The sequence below is a fragment of the Sutterella sp. genome (assembly GCF_030539355.1).
Taxonomy (GTDB): Bacteria; Pseudomonadota; Gammaproteobacteria; order Burkholderiales; family Burkholderiaceae_F; genus Sutterella.
The window spans coordinates 1-16108 of sequence record NZ_JAUNSF010000067.1; the positions used below are offsets into that span (position 1 = coordinate 1).

Genomic DNA, 16108 nt, shown 5'->3' on the forward strand with positions numbered 1-16108 from the left:
CTAGGAGACGAGGCCGGCCGCCTGCGCGAGCACCGAGAGCGCGAGAAGCACGAAGAGGGTGCCCGAGATGCGGTTCAGGATGAGCGAGGCGCGCGGGCTCGCGAGGAACCTTCTCGCCCAGACCGCGGCGTAGGCGTAGACGAGCTGCACGGCAAAGCCCACGACGGTGGCGACGAAGAGAAGCCAGGCCATGCGCGGGATGTACGCGTCCTCCGGACGCACGAACTGCGGCAGGAGCGAGAGCATGTAGACGAAGAGCATCGGGTTCGTCATCTGCAGCGCAAGGCCCGCCCAGAAACGGGTCGCGATCGAGCGCCAGGGCGTGCCGCCCCCGGGCGTTGAAGCCACCGCGGCGAATCCCGTCGCCGGTGCGGTGAAGCTCTTCCACCCGAGCCAGAGAAGGAGAAGCGCGGAGACGACCTGCATGCCGGCGAAGAGCGCAGGCGACCCTGTGAGGAGGGCGCCGAGCCCTGCGGCGCAGATGATGCCGATCACGAGTGCGCCGGTGACGTTTCCGGCCGGAGCGGCCCAGGCCGTTGACGGCCCGTCCTGCAGCGCCGAGGAGACGGTGTAGAGGACACCGGCGCCGGGCGTCGCGACCGAGAGCGCGGTGATGAGGGCGAAGAGCGGGAGGTCGTGCATTTTGCTGCACCCCATGGGCCTGAGGAGGAATCGGATTTGCATGAAATGGACGCCCTGAGCCTCAGACGGAGGACGCCCGCAATACGAATCCGCCGCGGAGCCTTCCCGGGTCCGCGGCGGATTCCCCTTTTAACCGGAAGAATACTCCTCCGTTATTCGGTCACACGGGCACGCCATGCGGGCATGGCCTGCTCGTAGGCGGCGATCGTTGCCTCGTCCTTGAGCGTGAGGTCGATGGCGTCGAGGCCCTCGAGCATCATCGCGCGGCGGAAGGGATCGACCTTGAACGTGAAGTGCAGGTCGCCCGCGTCAACGGTCTCGGTCTCGAGGTTGACGGTGACTTCCATGCCCTTGTTGCTCTCGAGCTTCTCGAAGAGCGCGTCGATCTCGGCCTGGGTGAGCTCCACCGGGAGCAGGCCGTTGCCGAGCGCGTTGTTCTTGAAGATGTCCGCGAAGGACGGGGCGATCACGCAGCGGAAGCCGTACTCCTGCAGCGCCCAGGGGGCGTGCTCGCGGGACGAGCCGTTGCCGAAGTTCTCCTGGGCGACGAGGATGCCCGCGCCCTTGTACTCGGGGAAGTTGAGCACGAACTCGGGGTTCGGCTTCGTCTCCTCGGCGTCGAGCCAGCGGTGGTCGTGGAAGAGATGCTTGCCGAAGCCCTTGCGGTCAACCGCGAGGAGGAACTGCTTCGGGATGATCTGGTCGGTGTCGACGTTGGCGCGGTTGAGCGGAACGGCGACCGATGTGAAAACGGTGAATTTCTGCATGGTGTTCTTATCTCGCTCAGAGGTAGTCGCGCGGATCGGCGATGTGGCCGGCGACGGCAGATGCGGCGGCGGCGGCCGGGCTCATCAGGTGCGTGCGGCTGCCCTTGCCCTGGCGGCCGATGAAGTTGCGGTTCGACGTGGAAGCGACGCGGCTGCCGGGTTCGGCGCGGTCATCGTTCATCGCGAGGCACATGGAGCAGCCGGGCAGACGCCACTCGAAACCGGCCTCGATGAAGATCTTGTCAAGGCCCTCGGACTCGGCGATCTCGCGGACCTGGGCAGAGCCCGGAACGGCGAGCGCGCGGACGCCCGGGGCGACCTTGCGGCCGCGCAGAACTTCAGCGGCGGCGCGGAAGTCCTCGATGCGGCCGTTCGTGCAGGAGCCGATGAAGACGGTGTCGATCGCGATCTCCGTGATCTTCTCGCCGCCCTTGAACTCATGGTAGGCGAGCGCGCTCGCGGTGCTCTCGCGCGCCACGGGGTTGTCGAAGTCCTCGACCTTCGGGATGCTGCCCGTGAGGGCGCACGTCTGGCCCGGGTTCGTGCCCCAGGAGACCTGCGGCTCAAGCGCGGCGGCGTCGAGCTCGATCTCGGCGTCGAACTTCGCGTCATCGTCGCTCTTCAGGGTCTTCCAGTACGCGACGGCCTCGTCCCAGTCCTTGCCCTTGGGCGAGAAGGTGCGGCCCTTGAGGTACTCGAAGGTCACCTCGTCGGGGGCGATCATGCCCACCTTGGCGCCCATCTCGATCGCCATGTTGCAGAGCGTCATGCGGCCTTCCATCGTGAGGGCGCGGACGGCCTCGCCCGCGAACTCGACGGCGTAGCCCGTGCCGCCCGCGGTCGTGAGGCGGCCGGCAATCGCGAGGATCAGGTCCTTGGCGGAGAGGCCGCGGCCGAGACGGCCCGTGCAGTTGATGCGCATGGTCTTGAGGCGCTGCTGCTTCAGCGTCTGCGTGGCCATCACGTGCTCGACCTCGGACGTGCCGATGCCAAAGGCGAGGGCGCCGAAGGCGCCGTGGGTCGCCGTGTGCGAGTCACCGCAGACGAGCGTGGTGCCGGGAAGCGTGAAGCCCTCCTGTGGCCCGATGATGTGCACGATGCCCTGGCGGCGGTCGCCGAGGCCGTAGAGACGAACGCCGAACTCGCGGCAGTTCTCGATCAAGGTCGTCACCTGCTTCTTGGCGAGCGGCATGCACGCCTCAAGCGTCATCTCCTTCGTGGAGATGTCGTGGTCCATCGTCGCGATCATCAGATCGGGACGGCGGAGACGCCTGCCGGCGGCGCGGAGGCCCTCGAAGGCCTGCGGGCTCGTGACCTCGTGGATGATGTGGCGGTCGATGTAGAGCAGCGGCAGTTCGCCCGGCTTCTGCATCACGACGTGGGCGTCATAGACCTTTTCGTAGAGTGTCTTTCCCATGGCTCAGGCTCCCTCGCGGATACGGCGGGCGACGGCGTCGCCCATCTGGGCGGTGTTGAGCGGCTCGGCGCCGGCGGCGCGGGCGAGGTCGGCGGTGACCTCACGGGCCGCGAGGGCGTCGGAGACGGCCTTCTCGATCGCGTCGGCGGCTTCCTTTTCGCCGAGCGAATAGCGCAGCATCATCGCCGCGGAGAGGATCTGGGCGACCGGGTTGGCGATGCCCTTGCCGGCGATGTCGGGGGCGGAGCCGCCGGCCGGCTCGTAGAGGCCGAAGCCGCCTTCGCCGATCGAGGCGGAGGGCAGCAGCCCCATCGAGCCCGTGATCATGGCGCACTCGTCGGAGAGGATGTCGCCGAAGATGTTCGAGCAGAGCATCACGTCGAACTGCGAGGGCTCGCGGATGAGCTGCATCGTGGCGTTGTCGATGTAGAGGTGGGCGAGCTCGACGTCGGGATAGTCCTTCGCGACCTCCTCGACGGTCTCGCGCCAGAGGACGGAGGCGGCGAGCACGTTGGCCTTGTCGACGCTCGTCACCTTGGAGCGGCGCAGACGCGCGGCCTCGAAGGCGGCGACGGCGATGCGGCGGATCTCGCGCTTCGAGTAGACCTCGGTGTCGAACGCCGTGGTGTCCTCGCCCTCGCCCTTGCGGCCCTTCGGCGTGCCGAAGTAGATGCCGCCCGTGAGCTCGCGCAGGATCACCATGTCAAAGCCCTTCTCCGAGATGTCGGCGCGAAGGGGCGAGAGGGCGTTGAGGCCCGGGAAGATGCGCGCCGGGCGCATGTTGCAGAAGAGCCCGTAGCGCTTGCGCAGAGGCAGCAGCGCGCCGGCTTCGGGGCGCTTGGCGTGCGGCAGGTGGTCCCACTTCGGGCCGCCCACGCTGCCGAAGAGGATCGCGTCGGCGGCGTCGCAGACGGCGAGCGTCTCCTCGGGGAGCGGCGTGTCCTTCGCGTCGATGGCGGCGCCGCCCACGAGCGCTTCGGTGCGCTCGATCGAGAAGCCGAAGCGCTCGGCGGCGGCGTCAAGAACCTTGAGCGCCTCGCGCATGACTTCGGGGCCGATTCCGTCGCCGGCAAGTACGGCGATGCGGTGATTACGGGTCATTTGGAGTCCTTTCTGTTTTGGTCTGAAAAGAGAAAATCCGGGTCGCGGAACGCCCCTCACTGAGGGGCGTCCGATGCGGAGCGGTCAGTTCCGCGATGTCTGTTTACCGTGGTGCGGGGAGGCGGATCAGTCCGCGGCCTTCGCCTTCGCCTTCGCCTCGGCCTCGGCCTTCGCCTCGGCGACGAGTTCCTTCGTCGTGCGCTTCGTGCGCTTCTTGGCGTGGATGCGCTTGGCGCGCTCGATGTTGTTGATCGCACGCAGGAGCGCGAGGCCCGAGGCCTCGATCACGTCGGTCGAGAGTCCCATGCCGTGGAAGATGCGGCCCTCGTGCTCGACGGTGACGTCGACCTGGCCGAGGGCGTCCATGCCCGAGCCGTTCGCGGTGATCTCGTAGCTCTTGAGCGTGATCTTCACGCCCGTCAGGTGCGTGATGCAGTTGTACATCGCGTCCACCGGGCCGTTGCCGATGCAGGACTCGGTGCGGGTGCGGCGGCCGACGCGCAGACGGACGGTCGCGGTCGGGATCGAGCCGTTCGAGCCGCTCATGATGTTCATCTGGTCGAGATGGTACATGTCGTCCTCTTCATCGAGCTTCGTGAAGAAGAGGAGCGCCTCGAGGTCGTACTCGAACACCTGGCCCTTGCGGTCGGCGAGCTTGAGGAAGCGCGCGTAGATGTCGTTCAGATCGTATTCGTCGTCGGCGTACCCGAGCTTGCGCAGGCAGTCGTGGATCATGTGGCGGCCGGAGCGCGCCGTCATCAGCATCGTGTTGCTCGTGAAGCCGACGCTCTCGGGGGTGAGGATCTCGTAGGTCTCGCGGTTCTTGAGCACACCGTCCTGGTGGATGCCGGACGAATGCGAGAAGGCGTTGGAGCCCACGATCGCCTTGTGCGACGGCACGGGCTCGTGGCAGATCTTCGCGACCATCGCCGAGGTGCGGGCGATGTGCGGGGCGATGATGCCGGTCTTGAGGCCGCCGAGGACCTTCGAGCGCAGCTGGATCGCCATCGCGACCTCCTCGAGCGAGCAGTTGCCGGCGCGTTCGCCCAGGCCGTTCATGCAGCACTCGATCTGACGGGCGCCCATCTGCACGGCGGTGATGGAGTTGGCGGTCGCCATGCCGAGGTCGTTGTGGCAGTGGACCGAGATGACGGCCTTGTCGACGTTCGGCACGCGGTTCATCACCTGGGTGATGATGCCGCCGAACTCGGTGGGGACCGTGTAGCCGACGGTGTCGGGAATGTTGATCGTCGTGGCGCCCGCGTCAATCGCGGCCTCGATCATGCGCAGCAGCTGGTCGAGCGGCGTGCGGCCCGCGTCCTCGCAGGAGAACTCGACGTCATCGGTGTAGCGGCGGGCCTGCTTGATCGCGGCCACGCCCATGTTGAGCACGTCGTCGAAGGACTTTCTCAGCTTGTCCTTGACGTGAATCGTCGAGGTGGCGATGAAGGTGTGTATTCGGAAGTGCTCGGCGGGCTTCAGAGCCTCGCCGCATACGTCTACGTCCTTGAGCACGGCGCGCGCGAGGCCGCAGGGGATGGCGTGACGCAGCGTGCGGGCGATCTCCTGCACGCTCTCAAAGTCACCCTGCGAGGAGACCGGGAAGCCGGCCTCGATGACGTCCACGCCGAGCTCTTCGAGCGCCTGCGCGATCTGCAGCTTCTGCCGCATTGAAAGGCTCTGCGGAAGGGCCTGTTCACCGTCGCGCAGCGTTGTGTCGAAGATTATTACTCGGTCGCTGGAAGTCATTTTGGTGTTCCTTTCTTTTGTCGTCGGTCCCGTCGGGACCTGTGGGAAAACAACGCCGCAGGGGATGGGTGCGGCGTCGACAGTGTGCGAAAGTTACTCCCGGCCCGTGTGAACTGTCAAGGCAGTTTCGGGACTTTTGGAACGAGCGTTTTGCAACACCTTGATTTTCCACGGAACACAAAAAGGAAATTAGGGTTTTTTGCAATGTCTGATTTTTGCAGAAAGTCGGATTCTGCGAAAAAATCAGAGTGTCCCCGAGGGCTCGCGGCGGTGTGCGGCGACGACGGGGAGCGGCCGGCCGTCCACCTCGAGCGTGCGGATCGTCACGGGGATCGAGAAGAGCGCGGAGAGCCTCTCCTCGGTGAGGAGCTCGCGCGCGGGGCCGAAGACGGGCGCTTCTCCCCTGGGCACGAGCAGGCACTCGCTCGCGCGCAGCAGCGCATGCGCGGGGAAGTGCGTGTTGAGGATGACCCCGAGCCCGTCGGCGGCGAGCCGGTCGATCACGTCGAGCACGAGCGCCTGGTTGCGGAAGTCGAGGTTGCTCTCGGGCTCGTCGAGGATGAGGAGCTCCGGGGCGCCCGCGAGCGCGCGGGCGATCGCCGCGAGCTGGAGCTGGCCGCCCGAGACCTCGTTGGTGCGGCGGGCGGCAAGGGAGGTGATGCCCACCGTCTCCATCGCGCGGTCGGCGGCCTCCCAGTCGGCCGCGCCCGGGCGGGCGAAGGCGCCGAGCCGCGCCGAGCGTCCGAGCACCACATATTCTGAAATCGTGAGCGCCGCGAGCGAAGAGGTCTTCGCCTGCGGCACGTAGGCCGTGCGCGACCAGAACTCGCGCCGGGGCCATGCGGTGAGCGGGCGGTTGTCAAAGCGCGATTCGCCCCGCGTCCAGGGGAGCAGCCCGAGGAGGCATTTGAGGAGCGTCGTCTTTCCCGCGCCGTTGGGGCCGAGCACCGCGAAGACCCCCTTCCCGGAGAAGGAGAAGTTCACGTCCCGGAGCACGGGCACGACCGACCCGCGGGGGCCGGGGTAGCCGAAGGCGCCGTCTCTGACTTCAACACGCATCGCTTCGCCTCCCTCAGAACCGGCCGCTCGAGCGGCGCATGAGCCAGATGAAGACCGGTGCGCCCACGAGCGCGGTGAGAATCGAGACCGGGATCTCGCTCTCCGCCATCGTCCTCGCCGCGGTGTCGATCACGAGAAGGAAGAGGGCGCCGAGCACCATGGAGGCGGGCAGCACCCGCTCGTTCGCGGCGCCGAAGAGAAAGCGCGCCGCATGGGGAACGAGGAGCCCCACCCAGCCGATGAGGCCGCAGAGCGAGACGACGGACGCCGTGAGAAGGGTCGCCGCGAGGATCACCGCGCCTCTGAGGAGCCTCACGTTGATGCCGAGGCTCGCCGCCTCGTCGGGGGGCAGCGCCGCGGCGTTGAGGCGCCAGGAGAGCGCGAGCAGGATCGCGCCGCCCGCGATGAGAAGCGGCAGCCCCGAGAGGAGCGACGTGACGGTCGCGCCGGTCAGCGACCCCATCAGCCAGAAGGTGATCGAGGGAAGCACGTCCTGCGGGTCCGCGGCGAACTTCACGAGGCTCACGAGCGCCGTGAAGAGTGCCCCGACAACCATGCCCGAGAGCACGATCATCAGGATCGAGCCCGTCTGGTCGCCGCCCGGGCGGACGCGGGAGACCATCATCACGAGCGCGATGGCCACGAGCCCGGCGACGACAGCGCAGCCCTGTATGCCGGCGCTCCCGAGTCCGAGGAGGATCGCGAGCACGGCGCCGAAGGAGGAGCCCGTCGCGACGCCGAGGGTGTCGGGCGACGCGAGCGGGTTCGCGAAGAGCGCCTGGAAGGCGGCGCCGGAGGCGGCGAGTCCTGCGCCCGCGACGAGAGCAAGCGCGATGCGCGGCAGCCTCACGTTCCAGAGAATGGAGGCGGCGGGGGTCTTCGCGTCCGGATTGAGGAGTGCGCCGAGGGTGTCGGCGGCCGAGAGCCCGTAGCGGCCCGCGAAGAGCGAAAGGACGGCAACGCCGAGCGTCACGAGAACGAGCCCCGCGAGCGCAAGGGCGAACCGTCGCCCCCGGGCGCGGGCTTCGTCAAAGGATGAGGAGAGCTCCGGAGCGCTCATTTTTCAGCGGCCGCTCCTCACGTTGGTCGAGGCGTTCTTCGCTCCGGCCGCGGAGGGAGCGAGCGACCCGGCGATCGTCTCGCGCGAGAGCCTCGCGCCGAAGCCCTTCTCGTAATAGCGGCTCATCTCGCGCTCGAGGTCGATGTCGGAGAAGCGCTCCGGGTAGAGGGTCTTCGCGAGCCAGAGGAGCGTCATCGGCGCATCCCCCGCGGGCGTGAAGGTGCGGTAGATGCCGAGCGGCATCTTGTAGACGCGCCCTTCCTGAACGGCCTTCACGTGCGACCAGTCGCGGTTGTCGTCGCGTCCCGCGGCGAGGTCCGAGGGGGCGAGCGGCGTGAAGTTCGTGAGAATGACGACGTCGGGGTTCCAGGCGTAGATGCTCTCCATCGAGACCGCGGCATTTGCGTTCTCGGCGGTGATGCCGGAGGCCGCGTTCCGTGCGCCGGCGCGCGCGGCCCAGGATTCGCCGAAGAAGCGCTTTCCCGAGACCACGATCTGCCGCGGGTCGCTGCGCACGACGAAGAGCACCGAGAGGCGCTCGGCCTCGGGGATGTCCTTCACGCGCTCCTCGACGAGGCCGGCGACGCGGTGCATCTCGCCCTTGAGCCAGTCGGCGCGCTCGCTGCGTTCGGGCCAGAGCTCGGCAAGGGCGCTGATCCAGCCGTCGAAGGTGTCGACGACGTCGTAGTTCCACTTCACGGGACTGATGCCGAAGGCAGTGAGGCCGGCCGAGCGCACGCGCTCGAGCATCCGGCGGTCCGGGGCGTTGACGAGCACGACGTCGGGCGAGAGCGCGAGGAGCGACTCGACGTTGAGGTTCGCTCCCTGGATGAAGCCGGTCTTCGCCTTGAGCGCCTTCGGGGCGATCGAGGGAAGGAGTCCCGCCGTGGAGGCGGACATTGAGGCGGGGTGCATGCCGACCACCTCGGTCGCGTCCCCCGCGAAGGCCGCGGCCGTGCTCGCGAGCGGCAGGATGTTCGTGACGACGGTGCGCTCGATGCGCTCGGGCACTTCCACCTGGTCGCCGTTGTCGTCGGTCACCGTGCGGGCGCAGGCACCGCCGACGAGGGCAGTGAGGGCTGCGGCGCAGAGGACGGTTTTAAGAAGTTTCCCGGACATCCTCACTCTCCTTGAACTGCGGTGCCGTGTCGATCAAGAGAAAAGAAGTTCTCAGCGGCCCTCGCCGAGGATGTGGCGGCCGCGCGAGTCCTTCTTCATGATGCGCTCCTGCTCGCGCTTCCATTCCTTCTTGCTCTCGTCGGCGCGCTTCTCGAACTCGCGCTTGCCGCGGGCGAGCGCGATGTCGACCTTGACGCGGCCGCGGCTGAAGTGCAGGTTGAGCGGAATGAGGGTGTAGCCCTGGCGCTCGACGCGGCCGATCAGCTTCATGATCTCGCGGCGGTGCATGAGGAGCTTCCTCGTGCGGTTCGTCTCAAGCGTCTCGTGCGTGCAGACCTGGTCGGCGGGATTCATGTGCGCGTTGCAGAGAAAGAGCTCGCCGTCGCGGATGTACACGTGCGCGAGGTTGATCTGGGCGCGGCCGGCGCGGACGCTCTTCACTTCCCAGCCGCGCAGCACGAGGCCCGCCTCGAACTTCTCCTCGATCGTGTAGTCAAAGGTGGCGCGCTTGTTGAGAATGCGCGGCGTAGCGCCGCTCTTGTTGTTGTTCTTCTGAGCCTTGGCCATTTCTTTCTCAGTGTATTCAGTGCGTCTCCGGGGACCGGTCCGTCCGGGAGACCTGCGGCCCGCCTGCGGCAGGGCCCGTAAATTCTTTGCGGTTTTGCTTCGAAAGCGATAAATTCTATCGGCTTTTTTGAGCCGCATTTCGTCCGAAGGAGAGCTTCATGCAGGTCACGTTCTGTGAGATCACCGTCGAAGGCGCCGCCGCGCGCGCAGCCGAGCGGACGCTCGAGCTTGCCGAGGGCGCGACCGTCGAGGAGGCGCTCGAGGCCGCCGGCCGGGTGCTCGCCGACGACGAGGGTATCTCCATCCATTCGCACCGCGCGAACATGCTCGACGTCCTGCACGAGGGCGACCGGCTCGAGGTCTCCGCGGGCCTCCTCGTCGACCCCAAGGAGGCGAGGCGTCTGCGCGCCGAGCGCCAGGGCGATGTGCGCGTCGTCACCTGCGGCCGCCACGGCGGCAGGCACCGCAAGGCGGACTGAACTTCCGTCAGATCTGTCACTCGGGGGCCGTCCGGATCCGGACGGCCTCGAATTTTCTGCGCGCGGGAAAAACGAAAAAGCCCCGCGGAAATCATTCCTGCGAGGCTCTTTTCAGAATTCCTGGCGTCCCCATCCGGATTCGAACCGGAGTTGACAACGTGAGAGGCTGCCGTCCTAACCGCTAGACGATGGGGACCTTTGAATCGCTTCGCGTGCACAACCACGCAACTGCGACTCCAAGTTTTTTCCACTGCACGTTTGTCGGAGATCTCAACTTCCGACTCAAGAGATGTTGGCGTCCCCATCCGGATTCGAACCGGAGTTGACAACGTGAGAGGCTGCCGTCCTAACCGCTAGACGATGGGGACATCTCTGTGTGCTGCGGAGAAGCGGAACTATACAGAAGGTTTTTTCAAAAAGCAAGGGTCATCTTTCGCGTCGGACGAAAAAAGTTCCCGCTCATGTCCGGGGGAGGGCTGAAGGAAAGAAGAAAATCCTTTAAAAACAAAAATATATGGCATGAAGATACGGTTGATACCGTGTTCGCGTCAGGCGAAAAATTTTTCCTTCCGGCTCAGGATCTCCCCTCTGCGCGGACTTCCGGAAGCGCTTTCCTCAGGACGAATGACCGGCAGGCCCCGGGTCCCGCCCGGAGGCTGCGCGCATGTGCGCTTCGCCTCCGGCGGATCCCTGGCTCCAGACTCAGCGCTTCATCGGCGCCTCGACTTCGGAGAGCGCCAGGAGCCTGGGGGTGAGGCGCGCGCCGTGGATGCGGATCTGCGAGAGCGAGCGGTTGAACTCGGCGAGTTCCCCGGGCTCCCAGGTCACGCGCGCGGCGCCGATGTTCTCCCTGAGATGCGCTTCCTTCGTCGTGCCCGGGATGGGCACGATCCAGGGTTTCTGCGCGAGGAGCCAGGAGAGGGCGATCTGCGCGGGCGTCGCGTCCTTGCGTTTCGCCCAGTCGATGAGCAGATCGACGACCGGCCGGTTCGCGCGCCTCGCCTCGGGCGTGAAGCGCGGATTGGTAAGGCGATAGTCGGTGTAGCCCGGCTCGTCAAAGCGGGTGTTCTCGTCGATCGTGCCGGTGAGGTATCCGATGCCGAGCGGACTCCAGCAGACGAGTCCGATGCCGAGTTCCTCGCAGACGGCGATCAGGCCGTTCTCGGGATCGCGGGTGAGGAGCGAGTATTCATTCTGAACGGCCGCGACCGGGCAGACGGCATGCGCGCGGCGCAGCGTGGCGAGTCCCGGCTCGGACATGCCGAAGTAGCGGACCTTGCCCTCGGCGATCAGGTCGTTCACCGTGCCGGCGACATCCTCGATCGGGATGCGGGGATCGACGCGGTGCTGGTAGATCAGATCGATGTAGTCCGTGCCGAGGCGTTTCAAGGACCTCTCGACCGCCTCGCGGATGTGCTCCGGGCGGCTGTCGAGGTCGCCGGAGCGGCGTCCTGTCGCGTAGTCGATCTCCCAGCCGAACTTGGTGGCGATGATGACGCGGTCACGACGGTCACGGACGGCTCCGCCGAGAAGCTCCTCATTGATAAAGGGGCCGTAGACCTCCGCCGTGTCAAAGAAGGTGACGCCGGCGTCGAAGGCCGCGTGGATCAGGCGGGTCATTGCCGCGGTATCGCGCGGCGGATTGTAGATGTCGGAATTCATCGGCATGCAGCCGAGGCCGACGGCGGAGACGTCAAGCGCACCGAGCCTGCGGTGCGGCATGCCGATCGCGGGCGCGTTCGCGGCAAGCGTGCCGAGGGGCTTTGCGAGCGCGACGGCGCTGAAGAACTGCAGGAACCCGGTCAGAGCGTCCCTGCGGTTGATGAAATGGTCCGAAAAGGCTTTCATGGTGGTCAACCTCAGTGGTGGTGGAACGGTCACCGACGTTTCCGGACGGACACGCGGTGCCGTGCTGAGGAGACTAAGCAGCCCGGTCATCGCAAACAATATTGATTTCTTGGGGATTCCATAAGTTCCGCTTATAGGACGGCCAAAGGAAAGGGCCCCGGATTTTCATCCGGAGCCCTGGGCAGAGGCTTCTGATCAGCGAGCGTTCGATCAGGCGAGCGCGCGCTCGATGCGGGCGAGCACCTTCTCGCGGCCGAGGAGGCAGAGCGTCTGGTCGATCTGCGGGGTGCGGTCGGCGACGGCCACCACGACGCGCAAGGGCGTCGCGAGCACCTTCATCGGGATTTCCTGCTCGGCCATGACGGCCTGGATGGCCGCGTAGACGTTGGCGGGCGTGAAGTCCGTGACGGCCTTGAGCTTCTCGCCGAAGAGAGCGAGGGCCTCGCGGCCGCCGTTCGCGAGCGCAGCGGCAGCGGCCTCGGCGTCGGGCGTCTTGTCCGTGTAGAAGAAGAGCGCCGCGTCGGCGAGCTTCTCGAGCGTGCCGTTGCGGGTCTTGAGGAGCCCGCAGACCTGCGCGAGGTCGGCGCCGCCCTCGACGACGCCGCCGCGCTCGGTGATGCGCGGGGCGACGAGCGTGGCGAGGCGGGCGTCATCGGCCTCCTTCATGTACTGGCCGTTGAGCCACTCGAGCTTCTTCCAGTCGATGCGGGCGGAGGCGCGCGAGCAGTCCTTGAGGTCGAACACTTCGGCGAGCTCGTCGCGGCTGAACTTCTCCATGTTGCCGTGGCCCCAGCCGAGGCGGGCGAGGTAGTTGAAGATCGCCTCGGGGAGGTAGCCCTGCTTCTCGTACTCGAGGACCGAGACGGTGCCGTGGCGCTTCGAGAGCTTCTGGCCGTCCGGGCCGCAGATGAGCGGCAGGTGCGCGAAGACCGGCACTTCGGCGCCGAGCGCGCGGTAGATGTTGATCTGGCGCGGGGTGTTGTTGATGTGGTCGGCGCCGCGCACGACGTGGCTCACCTTCATGTCCCAGTCATCGACCACGACGGCGAAGTTGTAGGTCGGGATGCCGTTGCGCATGATGATGAGGTCGTCGAGCTCGGAGTTCTGGACCGTGATCGGGCCGTAGACGGCGTCGTCCCACGTGACCGAGCCCTCGTCGGGGTTGCGGAAGCGCACGACGGGCTTGATGCCCTCGGGGATCGCGCGGCCCTGGCAATTCTCGGGACGCCAGCGGCCGTCGTAGCGGGGCTTGAGGCCCGCGGCGCGCTGGGCTTCGCGCAGCTCGTCGAGTTCCTCGGGCGTGGCGTAGCAGTAGTACGCACGGCCGTCGGCGAGCATCTGGTCGACGACCTCCTTGTAGCGCTCAAGGCGGTCCATCTGATAGATCGGGCCCTCGTCGTAGTCGAGGTTGAGCCACTTCATGCCGTCGAGGATGACCTGCACGGCCTCCTTCGTCGAGCGCACCTGATCGGTATCCTCAATGCGCAGCAGGAACTTGCCGCCGAAGTGACGGGCGACGGCCCAGCAGTAGATCGCCGTGCGCGCGGTGCCGAGATGCATCATGCCGGTGGGGCTCGGCGCGATGCGGGTGCGAATTTCCTTCATGACTACAAATCCTTTGTGGGTCCGGGCATCCGGAAGAGATAGACGGACTTGAAGGGGCGGTCAGCCGCCCGCCGCCCTCGCTTCTCGCGGATGGCGGTCCGTCGGTGGTGTTGATTCTATGAGCCCGCTATTTTAGGGCGATTCAGGTGATTCCTCGCTGAAGACGCTCAGAAAGTGCTCCAGGAGAACCACGTCCAGGCGGAGAAGACGACGGCGACGATCACCGTGCTGTAGAAGACGAGCTTCAGGGTCTTGAAGAAGTCGGCCTTGAAGTAGTCGAGCGTCACGGTGAAGCAGAGGTGCACCGGGGTGAGCATCTGGCCCACGAAGCCGAAGACCATCGCCATGCCGGCGTAGTCGAGGCTGCCCGGGGCGATCACCGCGCAGATCGGCATCGTCATGGCGATGTAGCCCTGCGACATGCCGGTGAGAAGTCCCATGAGCACCGCGATCATCGCGAAGATGACGGGCATCGGAAGCGGCAGCGCCTTGAGCGCCGTGAGCGTCTCGTCAAGGACGCCCGTGCCGGTGAGAAGCCCGATGAAGTAGAGAATCATCGCAACGTTGCAGAGGAGCTTCAGGTCGAAGGCCTCCTTGAGGATGTCGAGGATCGGCACCCAGCGCTTGAGCGCCCAGAAGGTCGGAATGAGCGCGAGAACGGCGCAGCCCATCGCGATGCCGGCGGGCATCTCGAAGATGAGCATCAGGAGAATGTTGAGCACGACGGGCGAGATGGCGAGGCAGACGTTGCCGACGTCATGCCAGCGCGACTGGGGGCTCTCGGCGGCGGCCTTGGCGTTCGGGGACTCCTTGATCGGGCGGATCATCACGAACCAGCCCGCGGCGAAGATGAGCGGGATCACCCAGGCGAGGTGGAGCACCAGGTCGACCAAGTGGATGTTCGCGATCGTCACGGCGAGCAGAATGCCCGGGACGGTCGGGCTCGAGGTCTCGCACGTGTGGCGGAAGTAGTAGTTGATGGCGCTCTTGCGCTCGGGCGAGAGATCCATGCCGCGGCTCGCCTCTTGGACGATCGGGGCGGAGAAGCGCGCGCCGCCGAGCGAGGGCAGGAGACCGAGGAACGCGGGCATCACGGCGATCGTGATGCGCGCCGACGAGAAGAGGCGGTTCAGGGCCTCGACCATGCCGCGCAGCGTTCCGGACTTCCTCAGCTGCACCTCAAGGCACATGACGAAGTAGAGCGCGAGGATGAGGTCGTAGGTCCTCGAGGCGGTGGCCATCTCGACGCCCGCGTTGACGAGGGTGTCGAGACTCCGGTCGTTGAGGACCCACATCACGGCGCCGGCGGCGAGGATCGCGAGGCCGATCATCACGCGGAAGCGCAGGAGCACCACGATCGTCAGGAGCGCGAGGAGCAGGATGAGAAAGATATGCATGAGGGTGGTGCCTGATTCCTCAGGCCTAGTTCGAATGGGTGAAACCGTTTATTTTAGTCGCCTCGCCCGTCGTGTCCCTGCAGTGATGCGGAGGAGTGTCCGGGGTCAAAAAGAGGACGGGCTCCTGTCCGAGAGCACCGTCCTTGAAAAATCCCTCCGCGCCCGTCCTGGAGGACGCGGGAGGGACGAAAGCGCCGGAGCCTGATTGCCTTGGGGCCCCGTGCTGTTTGTCTGATCTTCCGGTCAGGCCCGGATGATGCGGGCCACGTCCGCGGCGAAGGCGACATCGCCCTCGGCCGAGCGGATGGCGTGCAGACGCATGGCGGTGAGGTTGGCGAGCACGTAGTTGCGGATCGCGTTGAATTCGCGCGGGCTCTTAGCCGCATCGATGCCCCAGGCGTCACGCGCGAGGCTCTTCAGGGCCTCGACGGTCCACTGGCAGGCCGGGACCGAGAGCACCCAGTCGTGGTCGGCGAGGTGCACGACGAAGCCCTCCGACCAGCGCGGGAGCGGCAGCGTCTTTCCGTCAGGTGCGAGAAAGCCCTTTTCGACGGGGTCGAGCCCCGCGATCATCGCGGCGCATTTGATCCAGCCCACCACCTGCGCCTCGGCCGCGGCGGCGATTGGGCTCAGCATGCCGAGGCCAGAGAATCCGGCGGCGCCAAGCGCGGCGGCGCGGAGGAAGTTGCGGCGGGAGGAACGGGCGGACTGCATAACGACTTTGGTCTCCATGAAATTTTTCGGACCGCGGCCAGGGTCGTCCGCGGTCGGAGAAATTGTCGCGAGGCCATGTTTCAGCAGAATCGCGGCAGGAGCCCTCGCCCAGGGCGGGGAGGAATGCCGCGTGAATGCCATTGTTTTTGAATGGACTTCTCCAGGACTTCAAGAGTTGCACTGCCTGCTGGGCAGGCAAAGTAACTTCCTGACCAAAATTTCCCGAATTTTCCAAAAAATGCAAAATTTTTCTTAAAAATCAACGAAACGGCTGCGTCAGAAAACGGTTCAACATGCCTTACTATGGTTCTCAGGGGAGTTCTCTGAATGGCCGAGGACCCTCCACCCGAGTTTCCCGGTGGGGCTGAGGGGGCAGGCGTTCATCTCTGAACAGCCGACTTTGTGGTGTCTTTCCTTCAGCAGAATCTCTCGTCTTTCATGACGGGGAGGAATGCCGCGAAATTAATTTTGAAGATTTTCGCGATATATCAATCACATGCTTCGAGCCGCCAGATTCCGCATTTATCCGACTGCCGAACAGGAACATTTCCTGTGGGGCCAGTGGGGTGCTGTGCGTTTCTGCT

Annotated in this window: 15 protein-coding genes and 2 tRNA genes; 2 read left to right on the forward strand and 15 right to left on the reverse strand. The window is 65.9% G+C overall.

The features are described 5' to 3' along the window. The 9 genes from Q4F91_RS09430 to smpB all read right to left on the reverse strand — a co-directional run bounded on the left by Q4F91_RS09430 (position 1) and on the right by smpB (position 9481). Positions 1-657, reverse strand: a complete 657-nt coding sequence (locus Q4F91_RS09430; protein WP_303337084.1) for a LysE family translocator — start codon at positions 655-657, stop codon at positions 1-3. Between the two features lie 137 nt (positions 658-794). Then, positions 795-1409: a 3-isopropylmalate dehydratase small subunit gene (gene leuD, locus Q4F91_RS09435; protein WP_303337085.1), complete on the reverse strand. Its 615-nt coding sequence runs from the start codon at positions 1407-1409 to the stop codon at positions 795-797. Positions 1410-1425: 16 nt separating this feature from the next. Then, complete coding sequence (gene leuC / locus Q4F91_RS09440) at positions 1426-2826, reverse strand: 3-isopropylmalate dehydratase large subunit (protein ID WP_303337087.1); 1401 nt, start codon at positions 2824-2826, stop codon at positions 1426-1428. A gap of 3 nt (positions 2827-2829) precedes the next feature. After that, on the reverse strand, positions 2830-3927 hold the full coding sequence (gene leuB, locus Q4F91_RS09445; protein WP_303337089.1) for a 3-isopropylmalate dehydrogenase: 1098 nt from the start codon (positions 3925-3927) through the stop codon (positions 2830-2832). A gap of 126 nt (positions 3928-4053) precedes the next feature. Continuing rightward, a complete protein-coding gene (gene leuA / locus Q4F91_RS09450) occupies positions 4054-5676 on the reverse strand; it encodes a 2-isopropylmalate synthase (protein WP_303337091.1) in 1623 nt (540 codons plus the stop codon). A 243-nt stretch (positions 5677-5919) separates the two neighbouring features. Then, positions 5920-6735: an ABC transporter ATP-binding protein gene (locus Q4F91_RS09455; RefSeq protein WP_303337092.1), complete on the reverse strand. Its 816-nt coding sequence runs from the start codon at positions 6733-6735 to the stop codon at positions 5920-5922. 13 nt (positions 6736-6748) lie between these two features. Next, the gene (locus Q4F91_RS09460; protein ID WP_303337094.1) at positions 6749-7795 is read right to left on the reverse strand and encodes an iron ABC transporter permease; all 1047 of its coding nucleotides are present in this window, start codon (positions 7793-7795) and stop codon (positions 6749-6751) included. Positions 7796-7798: 3 nt separating this feature from the next. Then, a complete protein-coding gene (locus Q4F91_RS09465; protein ID WP_303337096.1) occupies positions 7799-8914 on the reverse strand; it encodes an ABC transporter substrate-binding protein in 1116 nt (371 codons plus the stop codon). A gap of 51 nt (positions 8915-8965) precedes the next feature. Further along, entirely contained in the window at positions 8966-9481 is a 516-nt protein-coding gene (gene smpB, locus Q4F91_RS09470) for an SsrA-binding protein SmpB (RefSeq protein ID WP_303337097.1), read from the reverse strand. Between the two features lie 158 nt (positions 9482-9639). Between smpB and Q4F91_RS09475 the strand changes: the two genes are divergently transcribed. Further along, on the forward strand, positions 9640-9960 hold the full coding sequence (locus Q4F91_RS09475; RefSeq protein WP_303337099.1) for an RnfH family protein: 321 nt from the start codon (positions 9640-9642) through the stop codon (positions 9958-9960). Positions 9961-10081: 121 nt separating this feature from the next. On the opposite strand, the gene Q4F91_RS09480 is transcribed toward Q4F91_RS09475, so the two are convergent. The 6 genes from Q4F91_RS09480 to Q4F91_RS09505 all read right to left on the reverse strand — a co-directional run bounded on the left by Q4F91_RS09480 (position 10082) and on the right by Q4F91_RS09505 (position 15542). Next, positions 10082-10156, reverse strand: a tRNA-Glu gene (locus Q4F91_RS09480). A 97-nt stretch (positions 10157-10253) separates the two neighbouring features. After that, positions 10254-10328, reverse strand: a tRNA-Glu gene (locus Q4F91_RS09485). Between the two features lie 334 nt (positions 10329-10662). After that, positions 10663-11808, reverse strand: coding sequence for an aldo/keto reductase (locus Q4F91_RS09490; RefSeq protein WP_303337101.1), 1146 nt, complete (start codon positions 11806-11808; stop codon positions 10663-10665). Positions 11809-12018: 210 nt separating this feature from the next. Continuing rightward, on the reverse strand, positions 12019-13413 hold the full coding sequence (gene gltX / locus Q4F91_RS09495) for a glutamate--tRNA ligase (protein ID WP_303337102.1): 1395 nt from the start codon (positions 13411-13413) through the stop codon (positions 12019-12021). 167 nt (positions 13414-13580) lie between these two features. Then, a complete protein-coding gene (locus Q4F91_RS09500; RefSeq protein WP_303337104.1) occupies positions 13581-14810 on the reverse strand; it encodes a DUF401 family protein in 1230 nt (409 codons plus the stop codon). Positions 14811-15053: 243 nt separating this feature from the next. After that, the gene (locus tag Q4F91_RS09505; protein ID WP_303337106.1) at positions 15054-15542 is read right to left on the reverse strand and encodes a hypothetical protein; all 489 of its coding nucleotides are present in this window, start codon (positions 15540-15542) and stop codon (positions 15054-15056) included. 478 nt (positions 15543-16020) lie between these two features. Between Q4F91_RS09505 and Q4F91_RS13560 the strand changes: the two genes are divergently transcribed. Beyond that, the coding region (locus Q4F91_RS13560; protein WP_368660996.1) for a helix-turn-helix domain-containing protein at positions 16021-16108 on the forward strand (88 nt) is incomplete at its 3' end.

Excerpts from the sequence above, each read along its gene's own strand:
- leuB (WP_303337089.1), bottom strand. The coding sequence starts at position 3,927 with ATGACCCGTAATCACCGCATCGCCGTACTTGCCGGCGACGGAATCGGC.
- leuD (WP_303337085.1), bottom strand. The coding sequence starts at position 1,409 with ATGCAGAAATTCACCGTTTTCACATCGGTCGCCGTTCCGCTCAACCGC.
- Q4F91_RS09500 (WP_303337104.1), bottom strand. The coding sequence starts at position 14,810 with ATGCATATCTTTCTCATCCTGCTCCTCGCGCTCCTGACGATCGTGGTG.
- leuA (WP_303337091.1), bottom strand. The coding sequence starts at position 5,676 with ATGACTTCCAGCGACCGAGTAATAATCTTCGACACAACGCTGCGCGAC.
- leuC (WP_303337087.1), bottom strand. The coding sequence starts at position 2,826 with ATGGGAAAGACACTCTACGAAAAGGTCTATGACGCCCACGTCGTGATG.
- Q4F91_RS09430 (WP_303337084.1), bottom strand. The coding sequence starts at position 657 with ATGGGGTGCAGCAAAATGCACGACCTCCCGCTCTTCGCCCTCATCACC.
- Q4F91_RS09475 (WP_303337099.1), top strand. The coding sequence starts at position 9,640 with ATGCAGGTCACGTTCTGTGAGATCACCGTCGAAGGCGCCGCCGCGCGC.
- gltX (WP_303337102.1), bottom strand. The coding sequence starts at position 13,413 with ATGAAGGAAATTCGCACCCGCATCGCGCCGAGCCCCACCGGCATGATG.
- Q4F91_RS09490 (WP_303337101.1), bottom strand. The coding sequence starts at position 11,808 with ATGAAAGCCTTTTCGGACCATTTCATCAACCGCAGGGACGCTCTGACC.
- Q4F91_RS09505 (WP_303337106.1), bottom strand. The coding sequence starts at position 15,542 with ATGGAGACCAAAGTCGTTATGCAGTCCGCCCGTTCCTCCCGCCGCAAC.
- Q4F91_RS09465 (WP_303337096.1), bottom strand. The coding sequence starts at position 8,914 with ATGTCCGGGAAACTTCTTAAAACCGTCCTCTGCGCCGCAGCCCTCACT.
- Q4F91_RS09460 (WP_303337094.1), bottom strand. The coding sequence starts at position 7,795 with ATGAGCGCTCCGGAGCTCTCCTCATCCTTTGACGAAGCCCGCGCCCGG.
- smpB (WP_303337097.1), bottom strand. The coding sequence starts at position 9,481 with ATGGCCAAGGCTCAGAAGAACAACAACAAGAGCGGCGCTACGCCGCGC.
- Q4F91_RS09455 (WP_303337092.1), bottom strand. The coding sequence starts at position 6,735 with ATGCGTGTTGAAGTCAGAGACGGCGCCTTCGGCTACCCCGGCCCCCGC.